Source organism: Candidatus Pseudomonas phytovorans (assembly GCA_029202525.1).
Lineage (GTDB): Bacteria > Pseudomonadota > Gammaproteobacteria > Pseudomonadales > Pseudomonadaceae > Aquipseudomonas > Aquipseudomonas phytovorans.
Map to the genome: position 1 here is coordinate 4,019,260 of CP119325.1, position 17,153 is coordinate 4,036,412.

Consider the following 17,153-nt stretch of genomic DNA (forward strand, 5'->3'; position numbering starts at 1 on the left):
AGCCATATTGGGCGCCCCTGAACAATAACCCATGGTCGCCCAATGCCTTTCACGCCCAACCGCCTGGCCCTGTGCATCGCCCTGGCCTGTGCCGCCTTCGCCCCCGCAGCCTTCGCCAAGGATTACCTGATAAGCAACGCCAGCACCGATACCCTGGAGTTGAAGAAGTCCGACAGCTTGAAGGTGACATCGACCGGCAGCATCGAGGCCAGTGACGACGACGGCGTGATTTTGCCCAAGCACACCAGCGGCGCCACCGTGAGCGTCGACAACGCCGGCATCATCCGCTCTACCGACGGCCGCGGTATCGACAGCAAGGATGACGGCGAAGACGTCAGTCACTACGTGATCAGCAACCAGGCCGGGGCGCTGATTCAGGGCACCAATGACGGCTTGCGCTTCCAGACCAACCCCACTGCGGGTGGCAGCCTGAATATCATCAACGCCGGCACCATCGAGTCCACAGTTGAGGGCCAGGCCATCGACCTGGAAACCCTGAACAACCCGGCCTTCACCACCACCCTGGTCAACCAGGCCACGGGGGTGATCCATGCCGTCGGCAACGACGCGATCAAGACCGGCTCCAATGCCACGGTCACCAACTACGGGCTGATCGTTACCGACACTGCGCCACAGGACAAGAATGGCCTGGACCAGAAGTACGATGGCATCAAGATCGGCACCTCCACCGGCGTGACCGTGTACAACCACGGCACGATCAGCGCCGACCGCCATGGCGTAGACCTCAAGACCGATGCCACACTCTACAACTACGAGGGTGCCAGCGTTACCGGGCGCAACGGTTCGGGCTTCGGTTCCGACGGCAGCGGCACCGTGTACAACTGGGGCACCATCACCGGTGCTATCGCCGACGGCAAGATCAATGGCGACGGCGACGGCGTCGATATCGACAACATCGGCCATGTGTACAACGCCGGTACCATCCAGGGCCTGGGCGCCAAGGGCGTCGACAGTGGCGGGCGACCGAACGGCAGCGAAGGCATCGCCATGGGTGGCGGCAGCGTCGTCAACACGGCGACCGGGGTAATTCGCAGCGTCGATAACGGCATTCTGGTGGATGACGGCGCCGAAGGTGCGGGGGTTGCCGCCACCACCATCGATAATGCCGGGCGCATCGAAGGCGATGGCGGCTTTGGCATCAGGCTGATCGGGGAGTATGACGACACGGTAGTCAACAGCGGCACGATCAGTGGCGGCAATGGCCTGGCACTGAGCATGGGCGCCGGCGACGACAACCTCACAGTGCTAACCGGCGGGGCCTTCAATGGTCTGGTCGATGGCGGTGACGGGGTCGATAACGTCACCCTGAACGGTAGCGGCAGCTTCGGCAACAGCACCCACTTTGAAACCCTCAAGGTCAGCGGCGGCAGCTGGACCCTGAGCAGCATTGGCGACTTCAGCCAAGGCGGCGTGGTGACTTCAGGCGCCACGCTGATCAACCAGGGCAGCATCCTCGGCCAGATGCAGATCGAGCAAGGCGCCATCTACGCCGGTGGTGGCTCGGTCGGCGGGCTGCAGGTAGACGGCACCCTGCTGACCAACACCGGCCTCGGTGTGGCTACGGTCGCTGGCGACCTGAACTTCAGCCAAGGTGCAAGCCTGGTGTATGGCGTGAATGCCGATGGCAGCAGCGCACCGGTCAGCGTCAGCGGCACGGCAAATCTCGATAACGCCACCCTGCGCGTACAGCCCACCCCCGGTGAGTATCCCTGGCAAAGCCAGTACACCGTGCTGACGGCCAGCGCAGTCAAGGGCACATTCGCCCAGGTGACCAGCGACTATGCCTTCCTCACCCCCACGTTGAGTTACACCAGCAACTCAGTGGGCCTGGCCTACGACCGCAACGACGTTGCCTTCGAGCATTACGCACAGTCTGCCAACGCCGCCGGTGCCGCGCGCGGCCTGGCCGGCCTGGGGCAGAACAGCAACCTGTACAATGCCGTGCTCGGCACTACCACGGCCGGCGCCGGCAACGCCATCGAGCAACTGTCGGCCAGCAACACCGCCAACCTGGCAGCCGCCACCCTGGCCGGCACGTCGCAGGTCGGCAGCAGCATGCTCGGTGCCATGCAGGCGATGGCCAGCGCAGGCAGCCTGCAGGTGGGCATGACCGACAGCGACAGCCCTGCCCTGGCCGCCACTGGCGTGCCACGCGAAGCGCGCAACCTCAACGACCCGAACGCCCAGGGGCGTGTCTGGGCACAGGCGCTGGGCAGCTACGGCAAGGTCGATGGCAGCCACGGCACCAGCGCGCTGGAGCAGCGCACCGGTGGTGGTGTGCTGGGCGTCGACTGGGCGTTGGGCGGTGAATGGCGCCTGGGCGTGCTGGGTGGCTACTCGCGCACGCGCCTGGACAGCAGCGGCCTGGATGGCACCGTGCGCAGCTGGCACGCCGGGGTGTATGCCCAACACCAGAGCGGCCCGCTGGCCCTGCGCCTGGGCGCGGCCTACAGCGGCCATGATGGCCACAGCAAGCGCGACGTGGCCTTCGCAGGCTTCAACGAGCGCCTCAAGGGTGACTACGATGCAGATAGCCAGCAGGCCTTTGTCGAACTAGGCTACGCCATGGGCAGCGGCCGCCTCAGCGCCGAACCGTTCGCCAACCTCGGCTACCAGCGCTACCACCGCGACAGCTACCGCGAGCAAGGTGGTGACGCGGCGCTGGCGGTGGACGCCGATACCCAGGACAACTTCAGCAGTACCTTCGGCGTGCGCCTGGCGCACTTGGGGCAACTGGACAACGGTATGAGCCTCACACCCCGGGCGACGCTGGGCTGGCGCCACACCTACGGCAACATCGATACCCGCACGCGGCAGGCGTTTATTGCGGGTGGTGATGCATTCAGTGTCGAAGGCAGCGCGATTGACCGGGATAGCCTGCTGGTCGAAGCCGGGCTGGACCTGGGGCTGAGTGCGCGGCAGAAAGTGGGCATCGGGTATAGCGGTGAGCTGGGTAGCAATAGCCGCAACCATGCTGTGGTTGGGCAGTGGCAGTTGAAGTTTTAGTAGCTTCAGCGCCTGCACTGGCCTCTTCGCGGATGAAGCCGCTCCCACAGTGACTGCAGAGGTTTCTAATTCTGTACATTACCTGTAGGAGCAGCTTCAGCCGCGAAGAGGCCGGCACTGCCACCTTGCTTTTGAGGCTTCAGAAGCATAGCGTTCGAAAGATTTCTTTTTCGTGCCCAGGAGCAACTCCATGTACACCGGCATCGTCCAGGCCGTCCGCCCTCTGCTTGATGTGACCACTTACCCGGGCCACAACCAGTTCACCATCGACCTCACCCCGGAACTGCTCGACGACCTGAAGATCGGCGCCAGCGTCAGTGTCGAAGGCACCTGCCTGTCGGTCACTGACATTGCTGGCACCCAAGTCAAATTCGACGCCATGACCGCCACCCTCGAACGCACCAACCTGTGCTTCTTCAAGGCGGGCCAAGGGGTAAACATCGAACGTTCGGCGAAAATGAACGCCGAAGTGGGTGGCCACCTGATGGCCGGCCACATTGCCACCACCGCTGAAATCGTCGAACTGTCAATCAAGGAAACCGGCGCCTTCATCAGGTTCCGCATGCCGCCGGAATGGGGCAAGTACGTGTTCCCGCGCGGTTTCATCGGGGTCAATGGCTGCAGCCTGACCGTCGCCGATGTCGACGACAACGTCATCACCATCAACCTGATCCCGGAAACCCTGCGCCAGACCACGTTCGCCAGCTACAAGGCCGGCGAAAGGCTTAATATCGAAGTCGATCACCAGACCATGGTGTTGGTGGATGTGGTGGAGCGCACCATCAAAGGTACCCTGGCCCGCGAAAAACTGCTGCCCTGAGGCCTGTCCATGCTGCCCAACGCCCTACCCGCGCGCACGGCCAGGCGGCTGCGGCTGCAAGTTTTGCGTGGCCGTGTCGGCCTCGGCCTGGTCGCTGGTTTGTCAGTGTTGGCCGGCATGACAGATGCCATCGGCCTACTGGCGCTAGGCGACTTCGTATCGTTCATGAGTGGCAATACCACCCGCCTGGCCGTGGCCATCAGCGAAGCAGACCTGGCCTTGGTGCTGCGCCTGAGTGGCGCGATACTGGGCTTCGTCGCTGGTAATGCGCTGGGCGTGCTGCTGGCGCGTGGTTTGCGCCGCCGTGCCTGGCCCGTGTTGCTGATGGTCGCCGTGCTGTTGGCGTTCGCGGCTGCATGGCCGTTGGCGGCCACCTTCCCGGCATTGTTGGCCGCCACACTGGCCATGGGCATGATCAATGCCGTGGTTGAACAAGTGAACGGCCTGCCCATCGGCCTGACTTACGTCACCGGGGCCTTGTCCCGCTTCGGCCGTGGCCTGGGCCGGTGGCTGATGGGCGAGCGGCGCAACGGCTGGCGGGTGCAACTGGTGCCCTGGGCCGGCATGCTGCTGGGGGCAGCACTGGGTGCCTGGTTGCAACATCACCTGGGCCTGCAGGCGCTGTTTGGCAGCTGCGCGCTGGCTTGCGTGCTGGCCCTGGTGTCGTGGTTCATACCGCGCGCCTGGCAGCGTGGCTACATGCCGCGCTGATCAATCGATACGCGGGTGCTGCTGTGCCAGCTTCTCGCGCTTGGCTTCCAGTTCGGCAATCTGCGCATCGAGGTCTTCGATCTTCTGCTCGATGTTGTCGTGGTGCTCCTGCAACAGCTCACGCGCCTCCTCGATGTCCGAGGCGGCTGGTGCCGCGCCGCGCAGCGGCTTGTTGGCGGTTTCCTTCATGGTCAACCCGGTCAGCAGGCCAATCGCGGCGATCACCATCAGGTAATAGGCCGGCATGTACAGGTCGCCAGTGCTCTCCACCAGCCAGGCGGTAAGGGTCGGGGTAAGCCCGGCGATCAGCACCGAAATGTTGAACGCGGCCGCCAACGCGCTGTAGCGGATGTGCGTAGGGAACATTGCGGGCAGCGTCGAGGCCATCACACCGATGAAGAAGTTCAGCAACACGGCAATGATCAGCAGCCCGGCAAAAATCACCCCTAGCACGCCGCTGTTGATCAACATGAACGCCGGGATAGCCAGGGCAAACAAACCGACACTGCCGACGATGATGAACGGCCGACGCCCGAACTTGTCGCTGAGCAGGCCGATCACAGGCTGCACGAACAGCATGCCGACCATGATCGCGATGATGATCAGCACGCCATGGTCTTCGCTGTAATGCAGATTGTGCGACAGGTAGCTGGGCATGTAGGTGAGCAGCATGTAGTAGGTGACGTTGGTGGCAATGACCACGCCGACGCAGGTCACCAGGCTGCGCCAGTGCTGGGTGGCTACTTCCTTGAACGATACCTTGGGCCCAGAGGCCAGGCCTTCGCGATCGCCCTGTTCCATCTTGTCGACATGCTGCTGAAACGCAGGTGTTTCTTCCAGTGCATGGCGCAGGTAAAGGCCGATGATGCCCAGCGGCAGGGCCAGGAAGAACGGCAGGCGCCAGCCCCATTCAAGGAACTTTTCTTCGCCAAGAATGGTGGAAATCAGTACCACCACCCCCGCGCCTAGCACAAAGCCGGCAATCGAGCCGAAGTCCAGCCAGCTACCCAGAAAACCGCGCTTGCGGTCGGGGGCGTATTCGGCAACAAAGATCGAGGCACCGGTGTACTCGCCACCCACCGAAAAGCCCTGGGCCATTTTGGCCAGCAACAGCAGGATCGGTGCCCAGATGCCGATGCTGGCGTAAGACGGTATCAGGCCGATGGCAAAGGTGCTGAGCGACATGATGACGATGGTGGCGGCGAGGATTTTCTGCCGCCCGAACTTGTCGCCCAGGGCGCCGAAGAACAGCCCGCCCAGTGGTCGGATCAGGAAAGGCACCGAAAAAGTGGCCAGCGCCGCGATCATCTGCACGCTCGGGTCGGCGTTGGGGAAGAACACCTTACCCAGGGCATAGGCCACGAAGCCGTATACGCCAAAATCGAACCACTCCATGGCATTGCCCAGCGCGGCGGCGGTGATCGCCTTTTTCATCTTGGCGTCGTCGACGATGGTGATGTCCTTCAGGCCGATTGGCTGGACGGTTTTCTTGCGAGGTTTCATGCCGTTGTCCCTGTCGATGAATGCTCTAAGGGTTCAGATACAACGGGACACTAAATAATTCAGCGCTTAATGATTTTTTGTGCGTTTGCGCCGCTTCACCAACAGCGCACAAAGAAAAGCCGCTGCAACTACAGCGGCTTTGTAAACCGAAGGCCTGGCTTCAGATACCTTCGCGGGCTAGGTCCATGGCGAAGTAGGTCAGGATCAGGTCGGCACCGGCACGCTTGATCGCACCAATGCTCTCACGCATCACTCGGCCTTCATCGATGGCGCCGGCCAGGCCGCCGAACTTGATCATCGCGTACTCGCCACTCACCTGGTATGCAGCCAGCGGCAGGCGTGAGGCGGCGCGGATGTCGGCAATCACGTCAAGGTAGGCGCCAGCCGGCTTGACCATCAGCACATCTGCCCCTTCCTGCTCGTCCAGCAGCGACTCGCGCACGGCTTCGCGACGGTTCATCGGGTTCATCTGGTAGCTTTTGCGGTCGCCCTTCAGCGCAGTGCCGCCGGCTTCACGGAACGGGCCATACAGCGACGAAGCGAACTTGGTGGAGTAAGCCATGATCGCGGTGTCGTGGAAGCCGGCACCGTCCAGCGCGCTACGGATGGCCTGTACCTGGCCGTCCATTGCCGCCGACGGGGCGATGAAGTCGGCCCCGGCAGCCGCGGCGATGACTGCCTGCTTGCCCAGGTTGGCCAAGGTGGCATCATTGTCCACGCCATGGTCATGCACCACCCCGCAATGGCCGTGGCTGGTGTATTCGCAGAAGCAGGTGTCGGACATCACCACCATTTCCGGCACGGTGTCCTTGCAGATGCGCGACATGCGCGCGACCAGGCCGTTCTCGTTCCAGGTGTCGCTGCCGGTGGCGTCCAGGTTGTGCGACACGCCAAAGGTCATGACCGACTTGATACCGGCACGGGCATACCGCTCGATTTCCTGGGCCAGCAGCTTCTCGGGGATGCGATTGACCCCGGGCATGCTGGTAATCGGCACGAAATCATCAATGCCCTCTTCGACGAAGATCGGCAAAATCAGGTCTTCCAGGCGGAATTCGGTTTCCTGGAAGATCGTGCGCAGGGACTCGTTCTGGCGCAGGCGGCGTGGACGAACGGACGGGAATTGGTTGGACATGACAGCTCCAGGGCATTTTGAACGGCGTATACCTTATGCCTCTCGCGCGCCAGTGAAAAGGCCAATTGATGAGATATTGTCTTGCGTCAAAGGCAATGACTGGCCTGGGGTCTGATTATCCTGTGCAGGCCTCTTCGCGGGCATGCCCGCTCCCACAGAGACCCTACAATATTTGAAGCTAAGGTGATCCTGTGGGAGCGGGCGTGCCCGCGAAGAGGCCTGCACAGGCGACCGATTACTGCAACCAGGGCGGCGTGGGCTCCTCTGCCTTGGCCGGGCCATGCTCTGCCTCGTCGCGCGCTGCACGGCGACGGGCATCATCCAGCCGGGCTGCGTCGATCTCGCGCATCACCCCGGACACGTCAGCTTCATGCTCGTCATCCGCAAACACCCCGGTCAATGGGCTGTCTGGCAGCAGATCACCGGCCTCGAACAACGCCCACATCTCCTGCGCATACCGGGTGCTTTTCAGCTCCGGGGCAAAGCGCCCGAAATAGTGGGCCATGTTGTCGACATCGCGCTGCAGCATGCTGAAAGCGTGGTTGTTGGCCGCTGCATCCACTGCCTGCGGCAAGTCGATGATCACCGGACCGTCCGGGCCGAGCAGCACGTTGAACTCGGACAGGTCACCGTGCACCAGCCCCGCACATAGCATCAGTACGATCTGGCGAATGACAAAAGCGTGGAACGTGCGGGCCTCTTCGGCTTCCAGGTGCACGTCGTTCAGCCGTGGGGCGGCGTCACCATCGGCGTCGGTGACCAGTTCCATCAGCAGTACGCCGTCCTGGAAGTCGTAAGGCTTGGGCACCCTCACACCGGCACTGGCCAGGCGGAACAATGCCGCAACCTCGGCGTTCTGCCAGGCGTCCTCGGCTTCTTTACGGCCGAACTTGCTGCCTTTGGCCATGGCTCGGGCCTGGCGGCTGTTACGCACCTTGCGGCCTTCCTGGTATTCGGCGGCCTGGCGGAAACTGCGCTTGTTGGCTTCTTTGTAGACCTTGGCGCAGCGCACCTGGTTGCCGCAGCGCACCACGTACACGGCGGCCTCCTTGCCACTCATCAGCGGCCGCAGTACTTCGTCGACCAGGCCGTCTTCGATCAAGGGTTCGATTCTTTTGGGTGTCTTCATCAGGCTGTGTTCGGGGTCCTGGCTGTGATGGTGGACATCCTCTCACAGCCGGGTGCGACTTGCTCGTCTGTCTTCAGCCCAGGCCGATCAGACGCCCTGCCCTGAAGGGCACGCAGAACGTATTACGGCTTTGTCAGCTGGCCGCCCGATGACTGGCCGCCCGGTCCGCCTTAGGGGCGCTGCCACCTGCGCGGGTAACCTGCTCACATACCTTCTCGACGATATAGGCGCCGATCGGAATGGCCGAGGTGGCGGCCGGCGACGGTGCGTTGCATACGTTGACGCTGCGCGCAGTGTTGACGAACAGGAAGTCGTCGATCAGCTTGCCATCGCGCGACACCGCCTGGGCACGCACGCCGGCCGGGTAAGGCGTGAGGTCGGCCTTGGTGATGCTCGGGCAGTACTTCTGCACCTGCTTGAGGTAGCCGCCCTTGAACAGCGAGTTTTTCATCTCGATCAGGCCCGGGCGGAAGTTTTTCGCCAACACCTTGAGAATGCCGGGGGTGGTCAGGGTCTGGAACAGGTCGCTGGGGCTGACGTCGGTCTTGCGGTAGCCCTCGCGCTTCATCGCCAGGACGGCGTTGGGGCCAACCGTGACGGTGCCGTCGATCATGCGGGTCAGGTGCACGCCCAAGAACGGCATCGACGGGTCGGGAATCGGGTAGATCAGGTGGTTGACGATCTGGTTGTGTTGCTTGGGCAGCAAGTAGTATTCACCCCGGAACGGGCAGATGACAAACTCGGTGCGCAGGCCCAGCATGCTGACCACGCGGTCGGCCATCAGGCCCGAGCAGGTCACCAGGAAGCGGCTACGGAACTCGTCGTGCTGCGTGCGCACGATCACTTCGCTGGGCTGCTCCACAAGGCCGACCACCTCTGCGCCATAGCGGATTTCGCCGCCGGCTCGCAGGAATTCTGCGCCCATCGCAGCGGTCACTTCAGCGTAATTGACGATGCCGCTGGACGGCACGAAGATGCCACCCATGCCGACGATATTGGGCTCGCGCTCGCGCAACTCGTCTGCCGACAGCCAGGAGCGCTCCAGGCCATTGGCCTCGGTGCGCTCCCACAGCGCCTTCATGCGCTGCATTTCCAGGTCGTTGGTCGCTACCAGCAGCTTGCCGCATTCATCGAAACGAATGCCGTGCTCGGTGCAGAAGGCCTTGGTGGCCTTGTTGCCTTCCAGGCAGAAGCGCGCCTTGAGGCTGCCGGGGGTGTAATACACGCCAGCGTGGATCACGCCGCTGTTGTGACCGGTCTGGTGGCGGGCCGGGCCGGATTCTTTCTCCAGCAGGAGAATCTTCGCGTCCGGGTAGACCTTGATCAGGTGCATGGCCGTGGACATGCCCACAATGCCACCGCCAATAATAATGAAATCGTACACAGCCTTACCTCACACGCAGGCATTGCCTGGCTTGCACACCCAGGCCCGCGCGGGCCCTGGTGGCATCATTTTGTGCAAAGACGCATGGGCGGGCGCCCGCCCTGCGCCCCGTCATTATTGCCCGCGCTGGTACAGCGGCTTGGGGAAGGCGAGGTAACCACGCTGGCGCATCAGCTCACGGCGCAGGCCCTCGTGCGGGGTGAAGCGATCGCGACCGTGCAGCCAGAACAGGTTATTGATCAACACGAAGCTGCCCACCGCCACCGGCACCGAAACTTTCTTCTCGCTACCCTCCAGCGAGTCGGACAAGGCGTTCAGCCAGATCCCTTCTTCGTAGTTTTCCGGCTGCACGAACTGGTCGATGTAGCGCATGGTCGGGCGGCCTTCGCCGTCGGTGTCGAATACCGAGTGGAACACATCTTCGGCCACTTTCTTGCTCGGCGGTGCGGTCCAGCGCATTTCGCGGCGGGCCATCGGGTGGCGGAAGAATGCCTCGCACTGTTCCCAGTCGTCCAGGTGCAGCAGCAGCGAATTACCGCCTTCCATGTTCTTTTCGTCGATCTTCAGCATCAGCACGTAATCGGTGATCTGGTTCACGAATGTGCCGTCGTTGTGCAACTCCATGACCCGGTGCGGCTGGCGCAGGTAGCTGTCGGAGGTGTCGGTGTTGACCACCACGAAGCGCGCGTAGAACTGGCCGCTCATGGCGTCGTAGTTGGAACGGCCGATCAAGTGTGCGCAGGCGGTCGTGAACTTGACCATATCCTCGGCCTGGCTCACGTCATCCAGGCCCAGCGGGGTAATCAGCATGCCGCCGGTGGCGCGATCGAGGATGGTGTTGAGCAATACCGGGCGCAAGGTGCCCTGGCACAGCTCATCAAGGATTTCACCCAGCCGGAAGCGCAGGAACGACTTGTACTCCAGCGCCTGCACCGGCCACTCGGCCGCAGCCTGGACGAACGCTTCGACCGTTTCGCGGGCGAAGGTCAGTTCAAGCAGGCGCGGCGACTGTTTCGAAGGGGCGATGGTGTAGCCACGCGTTTCGAGCGGCAGCGGCATCACAAGTTCGTCGATCTGCGTAAAGGCGTTCATGGCAGTGTCCTGACTAAGAAGGTGGGTGGCACCGTCCGGTGGTGGCCTGGATCAGTGCGGGCGAGGTAAAAATATCGCCACTACCTGAAAATGTCTACATTTTTATGTTTAGGCGACAAATTCATGTTTATCCATTGTTTTTCGTCGACAAGCGGTTTCGGTATGATCGCCAAAACGTTTTGAGGAACAAAATCTTGGAAGCGCTCGCCCCCCGACAAAACTCAGCATTCAGCGGGTATGAGAGGCTCAAGAAGGACATCATCCGTGGCGTGTTCAAGCCCGGTGAAAAACTGTTGATGAGCGCCCTGAAGGAACGCTACGACCTGGGCGTGGGCCCGCTGCGCGAAGCACTGTCGCAACTGGTGGCCGAGCACCTGGTTAACGCGATCAGCCAGAAAGGCTACCGGGTGGCGCCCATGTCGCTGGACGAGATGAACGATATCTACGATGCCCGCGCCAACCTGGAAGCGATGATCATCGCCCTGGCCATCGAGCGCGGCGACGACACCTGGGAGGCCTCAGTGCTGGCCCACTCGCACACGCTGGCCAAGGTGGTGGAAGTCAAAACCCGCGAGCAACGCCTGGATGTGTGGGACGAGCGGCACAAGGCATTTCATACCGCCATTGCCTCGGGCTGTGGTTCGAAGCACTTGCTTCAGGCACGCACTTACCTGTTCGACCAGGCCGAACGCTACCGCCACCTGTGGCTGACGCAGACGGTGTTCTCCGAACACGCGCTGGAGCTCAAACGTCAGGAGCATGCAGCGCTGGTCGAGGTGATTCTCGCCCGTGACGCCAAACGCGCCAGCGCCCTGATGCGCTCGCACCTGATGACGCCCGTGCCAATCATCGCGCAAATCATGCATGCTGAGGGTATCGGCGCTCGCTAGATGAATTTTTCTTAAATCGCCGATTGTCTATTCTTTGGCACAATCAAATCTCTAAATAGATGCCCAGGAACCAGCATGCCTCGCGTACTGACCATCGAAGACGACGCCGTTACCGGCCAGGAAATCGTCGCCGAACTTAACAGCCACGGCCTGGAGGTGGATTGGGCCGACAATGGCCGTGAAGGCCTGGCCAAAGCCATCGCCGGCGGCTATGACCTGATCACCGTAGACCGCATGCTGCCCGAGGTCGATGGCCTGACCATCGTCACCACCCTGCGCAGCCTCAAGATAGCCACGCCGATCCTGATGATCAGCGCCCTCTCCGACGTCGACGAACGGGTACGTGGCCTGCGTGCCGGCGGTGACGACTACCTGACCAAGCCGTTTGCCTCTGACGAGATGGCCGCACGGGTCGAGGTATTGCTGCGCCGCAACAGCGTGCCCATGACCCAGACACGCCTGCAGGTCGCCGACCTGCAACTGGACCTGATCAGCCACGAAGCACGCCGCGGTGACAACACGCTCAACCTGCTGCCCACCGAATACAAACTGCTGGAGTACCTGATGCGCCACAGCGGCCAGGTGATCACGCGGATGATGATTTTCGAAGAGGTCTGGGGTTACCACTTCGACCCCGGCACCAACCTGATCGACGTGCACATCGGCCGCCTGCGCAAGAAAATCGACTCTCCCGGCCAGTCACCGCTGATCCGTACGGTACGGGGCTCCGGCTATGCCATTGCTGAACCCGTCTAAGGGCTGGAGCTCCTCCACCAGCCGCCTGCTGGCGCTGTACAGCTTTCTGTTCGTTGCCTGGAGCAGCATCCTCATGGGCGTGCTGTACTTCGAGGTGTCAAGTTACCTGAACAAGCTCACCCGCCATTCCATGCTGCAGCGCCAGCACCTGTTCGCCCACATGAGCGGCAAGCAGCTGGACGACGCCCTGATCGCCAGCCAGGCCTTCGAGGAACGCAGCTTTGACGCCTACGGCCTGTTCGATGCCCAGCTCAACCCGCTGGGCGGTAGCGTGCGCGCCCTGCCCCCGGAGCTCAGGCTGGACGGCAAGATCCATGAACTGAAACGCTGCCTGGATGCCGACGACCCGCGCATGCCCCGCGACAGCTGCGATGCAGTGGCGATCAAGGTACAGGATGGCCGCTGGCTGGTGCTGTTCCGTGATAACGGCTCACTGTTCGTGGTGACCCGGATCATTCTCGATGCCCTGCTCTGGGGTATTTCCCTGACACTGATCCCAGGCTTTGCCGGCTGGTACCTGTTACGCCGCCGACCGCTCAAGCGGATTCGTGCCATTCAGGCACAAGCTGAGCTGATCGTCGCCGGCGACCTGACCCACCGCCTGCCACTGTCGGCCCGGCGCGACGAACTGGACATGCTGGCAGCCATCGTCAACGCCATGCTCGACCGCATCGAGCGGCTGATGCACGAGGTCAAGGGAGTGTGCGACAACATTGCCCATGACCTGCGTACCCCGCTGACCCGACTGCGCGCGCAGTTGTACCGCATTCGCCAGCAGAGCGACGTGGATTCTGCGCAGGCCGAGGCGCTGGACCAGGCCATCGGCGAAACCGACACCCTGATGGCGCGTTTTCGCGGGTTGTTGCGCATCAGCGAGCTGGAAGACCGTCAGCGCCGCGCAGGCTTCGTCCACCTCGACCCCCATGAACTACTGGTCGAACTGCACGATTTTTATCTGCCGTTGGCCGAAGATGGAGGCATTCATCTGGAGTTGCACCAGCCTGGACAGTTGCCGGCCCTGCATGGTGATCGCGAGCTGCTGTTCGAGGCGCTGGCCAACCTGGTGGGCAATGCCATCAAATTCACCCCCGAGGGCGGACAGGTACGGATTATTGCCACGCAGGACGACAACGGCGTGCATCTGGCCATCGAGGACAGTGGGCCGGGTATTCCGGAAGAGGAACGAACTGCGGTGCTCAAACGCTTCTATCGCAGTGATGAAGGCCACCGCCATGCCGGGTTCGGGCTGGGGTTGTCGATCGTTGCGGCGATCGTCGACCTGCATGGGTTCGGGCTGGAAATTGGCGAGAGCGACCTGGGTGGCGCGAAGCTGGTTTTGCACTGCCCGCTTGCGGGTCTGGCTAGATAAAAAAGCAGGGGCCGCTTTGCGGCCCTTCGCGGGCGTGCCCGCGAAGGGCTGCAAAGCAGCCCCAGTTGCTTCAGTCAGCCAGACGCCAGGTAGTCGCGCCCTTGCTGTCTTCCAGCACCACACCCATGGCGGTGAGCTGGTCGCGAATACGGTCCGACTCGGCCCAGTTCTTGTCGGTACGCGCCTGCAGACGCGCCTGAATCAGGCCTTCCACCTCTGCAGCATCAACCTTGCCTTCAGCACCGGCACGCAGGAAGTCATCGGCTTCCAGCTGCAGCACACCCAGCACCTCACCCAACTCACGCAGGCGGCCAGCCAGGCCGGCAGCCGCTTGCACATCGCTGTCGCGCAGACGGTTGATCTCGCGCACCAGGTCAAACAGCACGGCGCAGGCTTCAGGGGTGCCGAAGTCGTCGTTCATCGCCACGCTGAAACGCTCGACAAACGCTTCGCCGCCCTTGGCCGCCACCCGTGGCAAGCCACGCAGGGCGTGGTAGAAGCGCTCCAGCGCGGCCTTGGCGTCGCGCAGGCTGTCTTCGGAGTAGTTGATCGCGCTGCGGTAGTGGCTGGCCACCAGCAGGTAACGCACCACTTCCGGGTGGTACTTCTCGAGCACGTCACGAATAGTGAAGAAGTTGTTCAACGACTTCGACATCTTTTCGCCGTTGATACGGATCATGCCGCAGTGCATCCAGGCGTTGGCGTACTGCTTGCCAGTGGCTGCTTCACTCTGGGCGATTTCGTTCTCGTGGTGCGGGAACTCCAGGTCGCTGCCGCCGCCGTGAATGTCGAAGCTCTCACCCAGGCAGCAGGTGGACATCACCGAGCACTCGATGTGCCAGCCCGGACGGCCCGGGCCCCATGGCGACTCCCAGCTTGGCTCGCCCGGTTTTACGCCCTTCCACAGCACGAAGTCCAGCGGGTCCTGCTTGGCTTCGTCGACCTCGATACGTGCACCGATGCGCAGGTCTTCGATCTTCTTGCGCGACAGCTTGCCGTAGCCGACGAACTTGCCGACGCGGTAGTACACGTCGCCATTGCCCGGGGCGTAGGCGTAACCCTGGTCGATCAAGGTCTGGATCATCGCGTGCATGCCAGCGATATGGTCGGTGGCACGCGGCTCCTGGTCCGGCGGCAGGATGTTCAGGCGGCGCTCGTCTTCGTGCATCGCGTCGATCATGCGGGCGGTCAACGCTTCGAAGCTTTCGCCGTTCTCGTTGGCCCGGTTGATGATCTTGTCATCGATGTCGGTGATGTTCCGCACATAGGTCAGCTCGTAGCCGCTCTTGCGCAACCAGCGGGTGACCAGGTCGAAGGCAACCATGCTGCGGCCATGGCCCAGGTGGCAGTAGTCGTACACGGTCATGCCGCACACATACATGCGCACCTTGTTGCCATCCAGCGGCTTGAAGGTTTCTTTCGCTTTGCTCAGGGTGTTGTAAATGGTAAGCACGGCGTTTCCTCAGCTGCCCCAGGAGTCACGCAGGGTGACAGTGCGGTTGAACACCGGGCGGCCCGGCTGGCTGTCTTTCAGGTCGGCGCAGAAGTAGCCTTCACGCTCGAACTGGAAGCGGTCCTCGGGTTGCGCCTGGGCCAGTGATGGTTCGGCACGGCAGCCGCTCAGCACTTGCAGCGAATCCGGGTTGATGTTGTCGAGGAAGCTGCCACCATCTTCGGTCTTTTCCGGGTTGGCGGAGCGGAACAGGCGGTCATACAAACGCACTTCGCATTCGACGCTGCCTTCGGCCGGCACCCAGTGGATCACGCCCTTGACCTTGCGGCCTTCAGGGTTTTTGCCCAGGGTGTCGGGGTCGTACGAGCAACGCAGCTCTACGACATTGCCGTCGGCGTCCTTGATGGCTTCGTCAGCGCGGATCACGTAGCTGCCACGCAGGCGCACCTCACCCGCCGGTTCCAGGCGCTTGTAGCCCTTCGGCGGCTCTTCCATGAAGTCATCGCGGTCGATGTACAGTTCGCGGGCAAACGGCAGCACCCGCACGCCCATGTCTTCCTTCGGATGGCGCGGCAGTTCGAGCTGCTCCACCTGGCCTTCCGGGTAGTTGGTGATAACCACTTTCAGTGGACGCAGCACGCACATGGCGCGCGGTGCAGTGCGGTCCAGGTCGTCACGGATGCTGAACTCGAGCATCGACATGTCGACCACGCCGTCAGAGCGGTTGGTACCGATCATTTCGCAGAAGTTGCGGATCGAAGCCGGGGTGTAGCCACGGCGACGGAAGCCGGACAGCGTCGACATGCGCGGGTCGTCCCAGGCGTCGACGTGCTTTTCGTCAACCAGCTGCTTGAGCTTGCGCTTGGAGGTGATGGTGTAGTTCAGGTTCAGGCGGCTGAACTCGTACTGGCGCGGGTGTGCCGGTACCGGCAGGTTGTCGAGGAACCACTCATACAGCGGACGGTGCCCCTCGAACTCCAGGGTGCAGATCGAGTGGGTGATGCCTTCGATCGCGTCCGACTGGCCGTGGGTAAAGTCGTAGTTGGGGTAGATGCACCACTTGTCACCGGTCTGGTGATGGTGTGCATGGCGGATGCGGTACAGGATCGGGTCGCGCAGATTCATGTTTGGCGAAGCCATGTCGATCTTGGCCCGCAGCACGCACTCGCCGTCCTTGAACTCGCCAGCCTTCATGCGGGCGAACAGGTCGAGGTTTTCTTCCACGCTACGCTCGCGGAACGGGCTGTTCTTGCCCGGCTCCTTCAGATTGCCGCGGTATTCCTTGGCTTGATCAGGGGTCAGGTCGCAGACATACGCCTTGCCACGCTTGATCAGCTCGACCGCCCAGTCGTGCAACTGGTCGAAGTAGCTGGATGCATATCGCACGTCGCCGGCCCAGTCGAAGCCCAGCCATTTGACGTCGCTTTGAATGGCGTCGATGTATTCCTGGTCTTCCTTGGCCGGGTTGGTGTCATCGAAACGCAGGTGGCAGACACCCCCGAATTCCTTGGCCAGGCCGAAGTTGACACAGATCGACTTGGCATGGCCGATGTGCAGGTAGCCGTTAGGCTCCGGCGGGAAGCGGGTAACGATGCTGCTGTGCTTGCCCGAGTCCAGGTCGGCCTGGATGATCGGCCGCAGGAAGTTCGCAGGGACAGCGGGGGCGCCTTTGGCAGCGGCGTTTGGCGCGTTGTCGGCAGTGGGCTTGCTCATAGGATCCTTGAATGCATGTGTCTGGCCTGGGTAGGCCGATTGAAACAAAGGGCCTATCATAGCCGAAGCAGTCAAGCTGCTGACAGTCGGGCCCGGACAAACTGGCGTGATTTATCACGGCTTTTTGCCGCAGCCTGGCAAAATGGCCAGTGCGCGCCATGTGTCGCGACC

13 protein-coding genes are annotated in these 17,153 nt (G+C 62.3%); 6 read left to right on the plus strand and 7 right to left on the minus strand.

All coding sequences use genetic code 11. From position 1 onward, the window contains the following. Nucleotides 1–42 precede the first annotated feature (42 nt). The 3 genes from P0Y58_17675 (at nucleotide 43) to P0Y58_17685 (ending at nucleotide 4,558) form a co-directional block, all read left to right on the plus strand. Nucleotides 43–3,027 (plus strand): autotransporter domain-containing protein, encoded by a 2,985-nt coding sequence (locus tag P0Y58_17675; protein ID WEK28735.1) that lies wholly within the window; start codon nucleotides 43–45, stop codon nucleotides 3,025–3,027. A gap of 190 nt (nucleotides 3,028–3,217) precedes the next feature. After that, a complete protein-coding gene (locus P0Y58_17680) occupies nucleotides 3,218–3,847 on the plus strand; it encodes a riboflavin synthase subunit alpha (GenBank protein WEK28736.1) in 630 nt (209 codons plus the stop codon). Between the two features lie 9 nt (nucleotides 3,848–3,856). Then, nucleotides 3,857–4,558, plus strand: coding sequence for a YoaK family protein (locus P0Y58_17685; protein WEK28737.1), 702 nt, complete (start codon nucleotides 3,857–3,859; stop codon nucleotides 4,556–4,558). Here P0Y58_17685 and proP read toward each other — a convergent pair whose 3' ends face one another. From proP to glaH, 5 genes are all read right to left on the minus strand, one after another. Beyond that, complete coding sequence (gene proP, locus P0Y58_17690; GenBank protein ID WEK28738.1) at nucleotides 4,559–6,061, minus strand: glycine betaine/L-proline transporter ProP; 1,503 nt, start codon at nucleotides 6,059–6,061, stop codon at nucleotides 4,559–4,561. Nucleotides 6,062–6,221: 160 nt separating this feature from the next. Next, nucleotides 6,222–7,196 (minus strand): porphobilinogen synthase, encoded by a 975-nt coding sequence (hemB, locus tag P0Y58_17695; GenBank protein WEK28739.1) that lies wholly within the window; start codon nucleotides 7,194–7,196, stop codon nucleotides 6,222–6,224. Between the two features lie 235 nt (nucleotides 7,197–7,431). Continuing rightward, on the minus strand, nucleotides 7,432–8,325 hold the full coding sequence (locus P0Y58_17700; GenBank protein ID WEK28740.1) for a serine protein kinase RIO: 894 nt from the start codon (nucleotides 8,323–8,325) through the stop codon (nucleotides 7,432–7,434). Nucleotides 8,326–8,458: 133 nt separating this feature from the next. Beyond that, nucleotides 8,459–9,709, minus strand: coding sequence for an L-2-hydroxyglutarate oxidase (gene lhgO / locus P0Y58_17705; protein WEK28741.1), 1,251 nt, complete (start codon nucleotides 9,707–9,709; stop codon nucleotides 8,459–8,461). Nucleotides 9,710–9,823: 114 nt separating this feature from the next. Further along, a complete protein-coding gene (gene glaH, locus P0Y58_17710; GenBank protein WEK28742.1) occupies nucleotides 9,824–10,801 on the minus strand; it encodes a glutarate dioxygenase GlaH in 978 nt (325 codons plus the stop codon). Nucleotides 10,802–10,995: 194 nt separating this feature from the next. On the opposite strand from glaH, the gene csiR reads away from it, so the two are divergent. The 3 genes from csiR (at nucleotide 10,996) to P0Y58_17725 (ending at nucleotide 13,816) form a co-directional block, all read left to right on the plus strand. Beyond that, nucleotides 10,996–11,691 (plus strand): DNA-binding transcriptional regulator CsiR, encoded by a 696-nt coding sequence (gene csiR / locus P0Y58_17715; protein ID WEK28743.1) that lies wholly within the window; start codon nucleotides 10,996–10,998, stop codon nucleotides 11,689–11,691. 75 nt (nucleotides 11,692–11,766) lie between these two features. Then, nucleotides 11,767–12,447, plus strand: a complete 681-nt coding sequence (locus P0Y58_17720) for a response regulator transcription factor (protein WEK28744.1) — start codon at nucleotides 11,767–11,769, stop codon at nucleotides 12,445–12,447. Then, entirely contained in the window at nucleotides 12,425–13,816 is a 1,392-nt protein-coding gene (locus P0Y58_17725; GenBank protein ID WEK28745.1) for a HAMP domain-containing sensor histidine kinase, read from the plus strand. The genes P0Y58_17720 and P0Y58_17725 overlap by 23 nt, the downstream gene beginning before the upstream one ends. A gap of 70 nt (nucleotides 13,817–13,886) precedes the next feature. Here the strand turns inward: P0Y58_17725 and cysS are convergent, their stop codons facing one another. After that, on the minus strand, nucleotides 13,887–15,269 hold the full coding sequence (cysS, locus tag P0Y58_17730; GenBank protein WEK28746.1) for a cysteine--tRNA ligase: 1,383 nt from the start codon (nucleotides 15,267–15,269) through the stop codon (nucleotides 13,887–13,889). A 9-nt stretch (nucleotides 15,270–15,278) separates the two neighbouring features. Continuing rightward, complete coding sequence (locus P0Y58_17735; protein WEK28747.1) at nucleotides 15,279–16,982, minus strand: glutamine--tRNA ligase/YqeY domain fusion protein; 1,704 nt, start codon at nucleotides 16,980–16,982, stop codon at nucleotides 15,279–15,281. Nucleotides 16,983–17,153 lie beyond the last annotated feature (171 nt).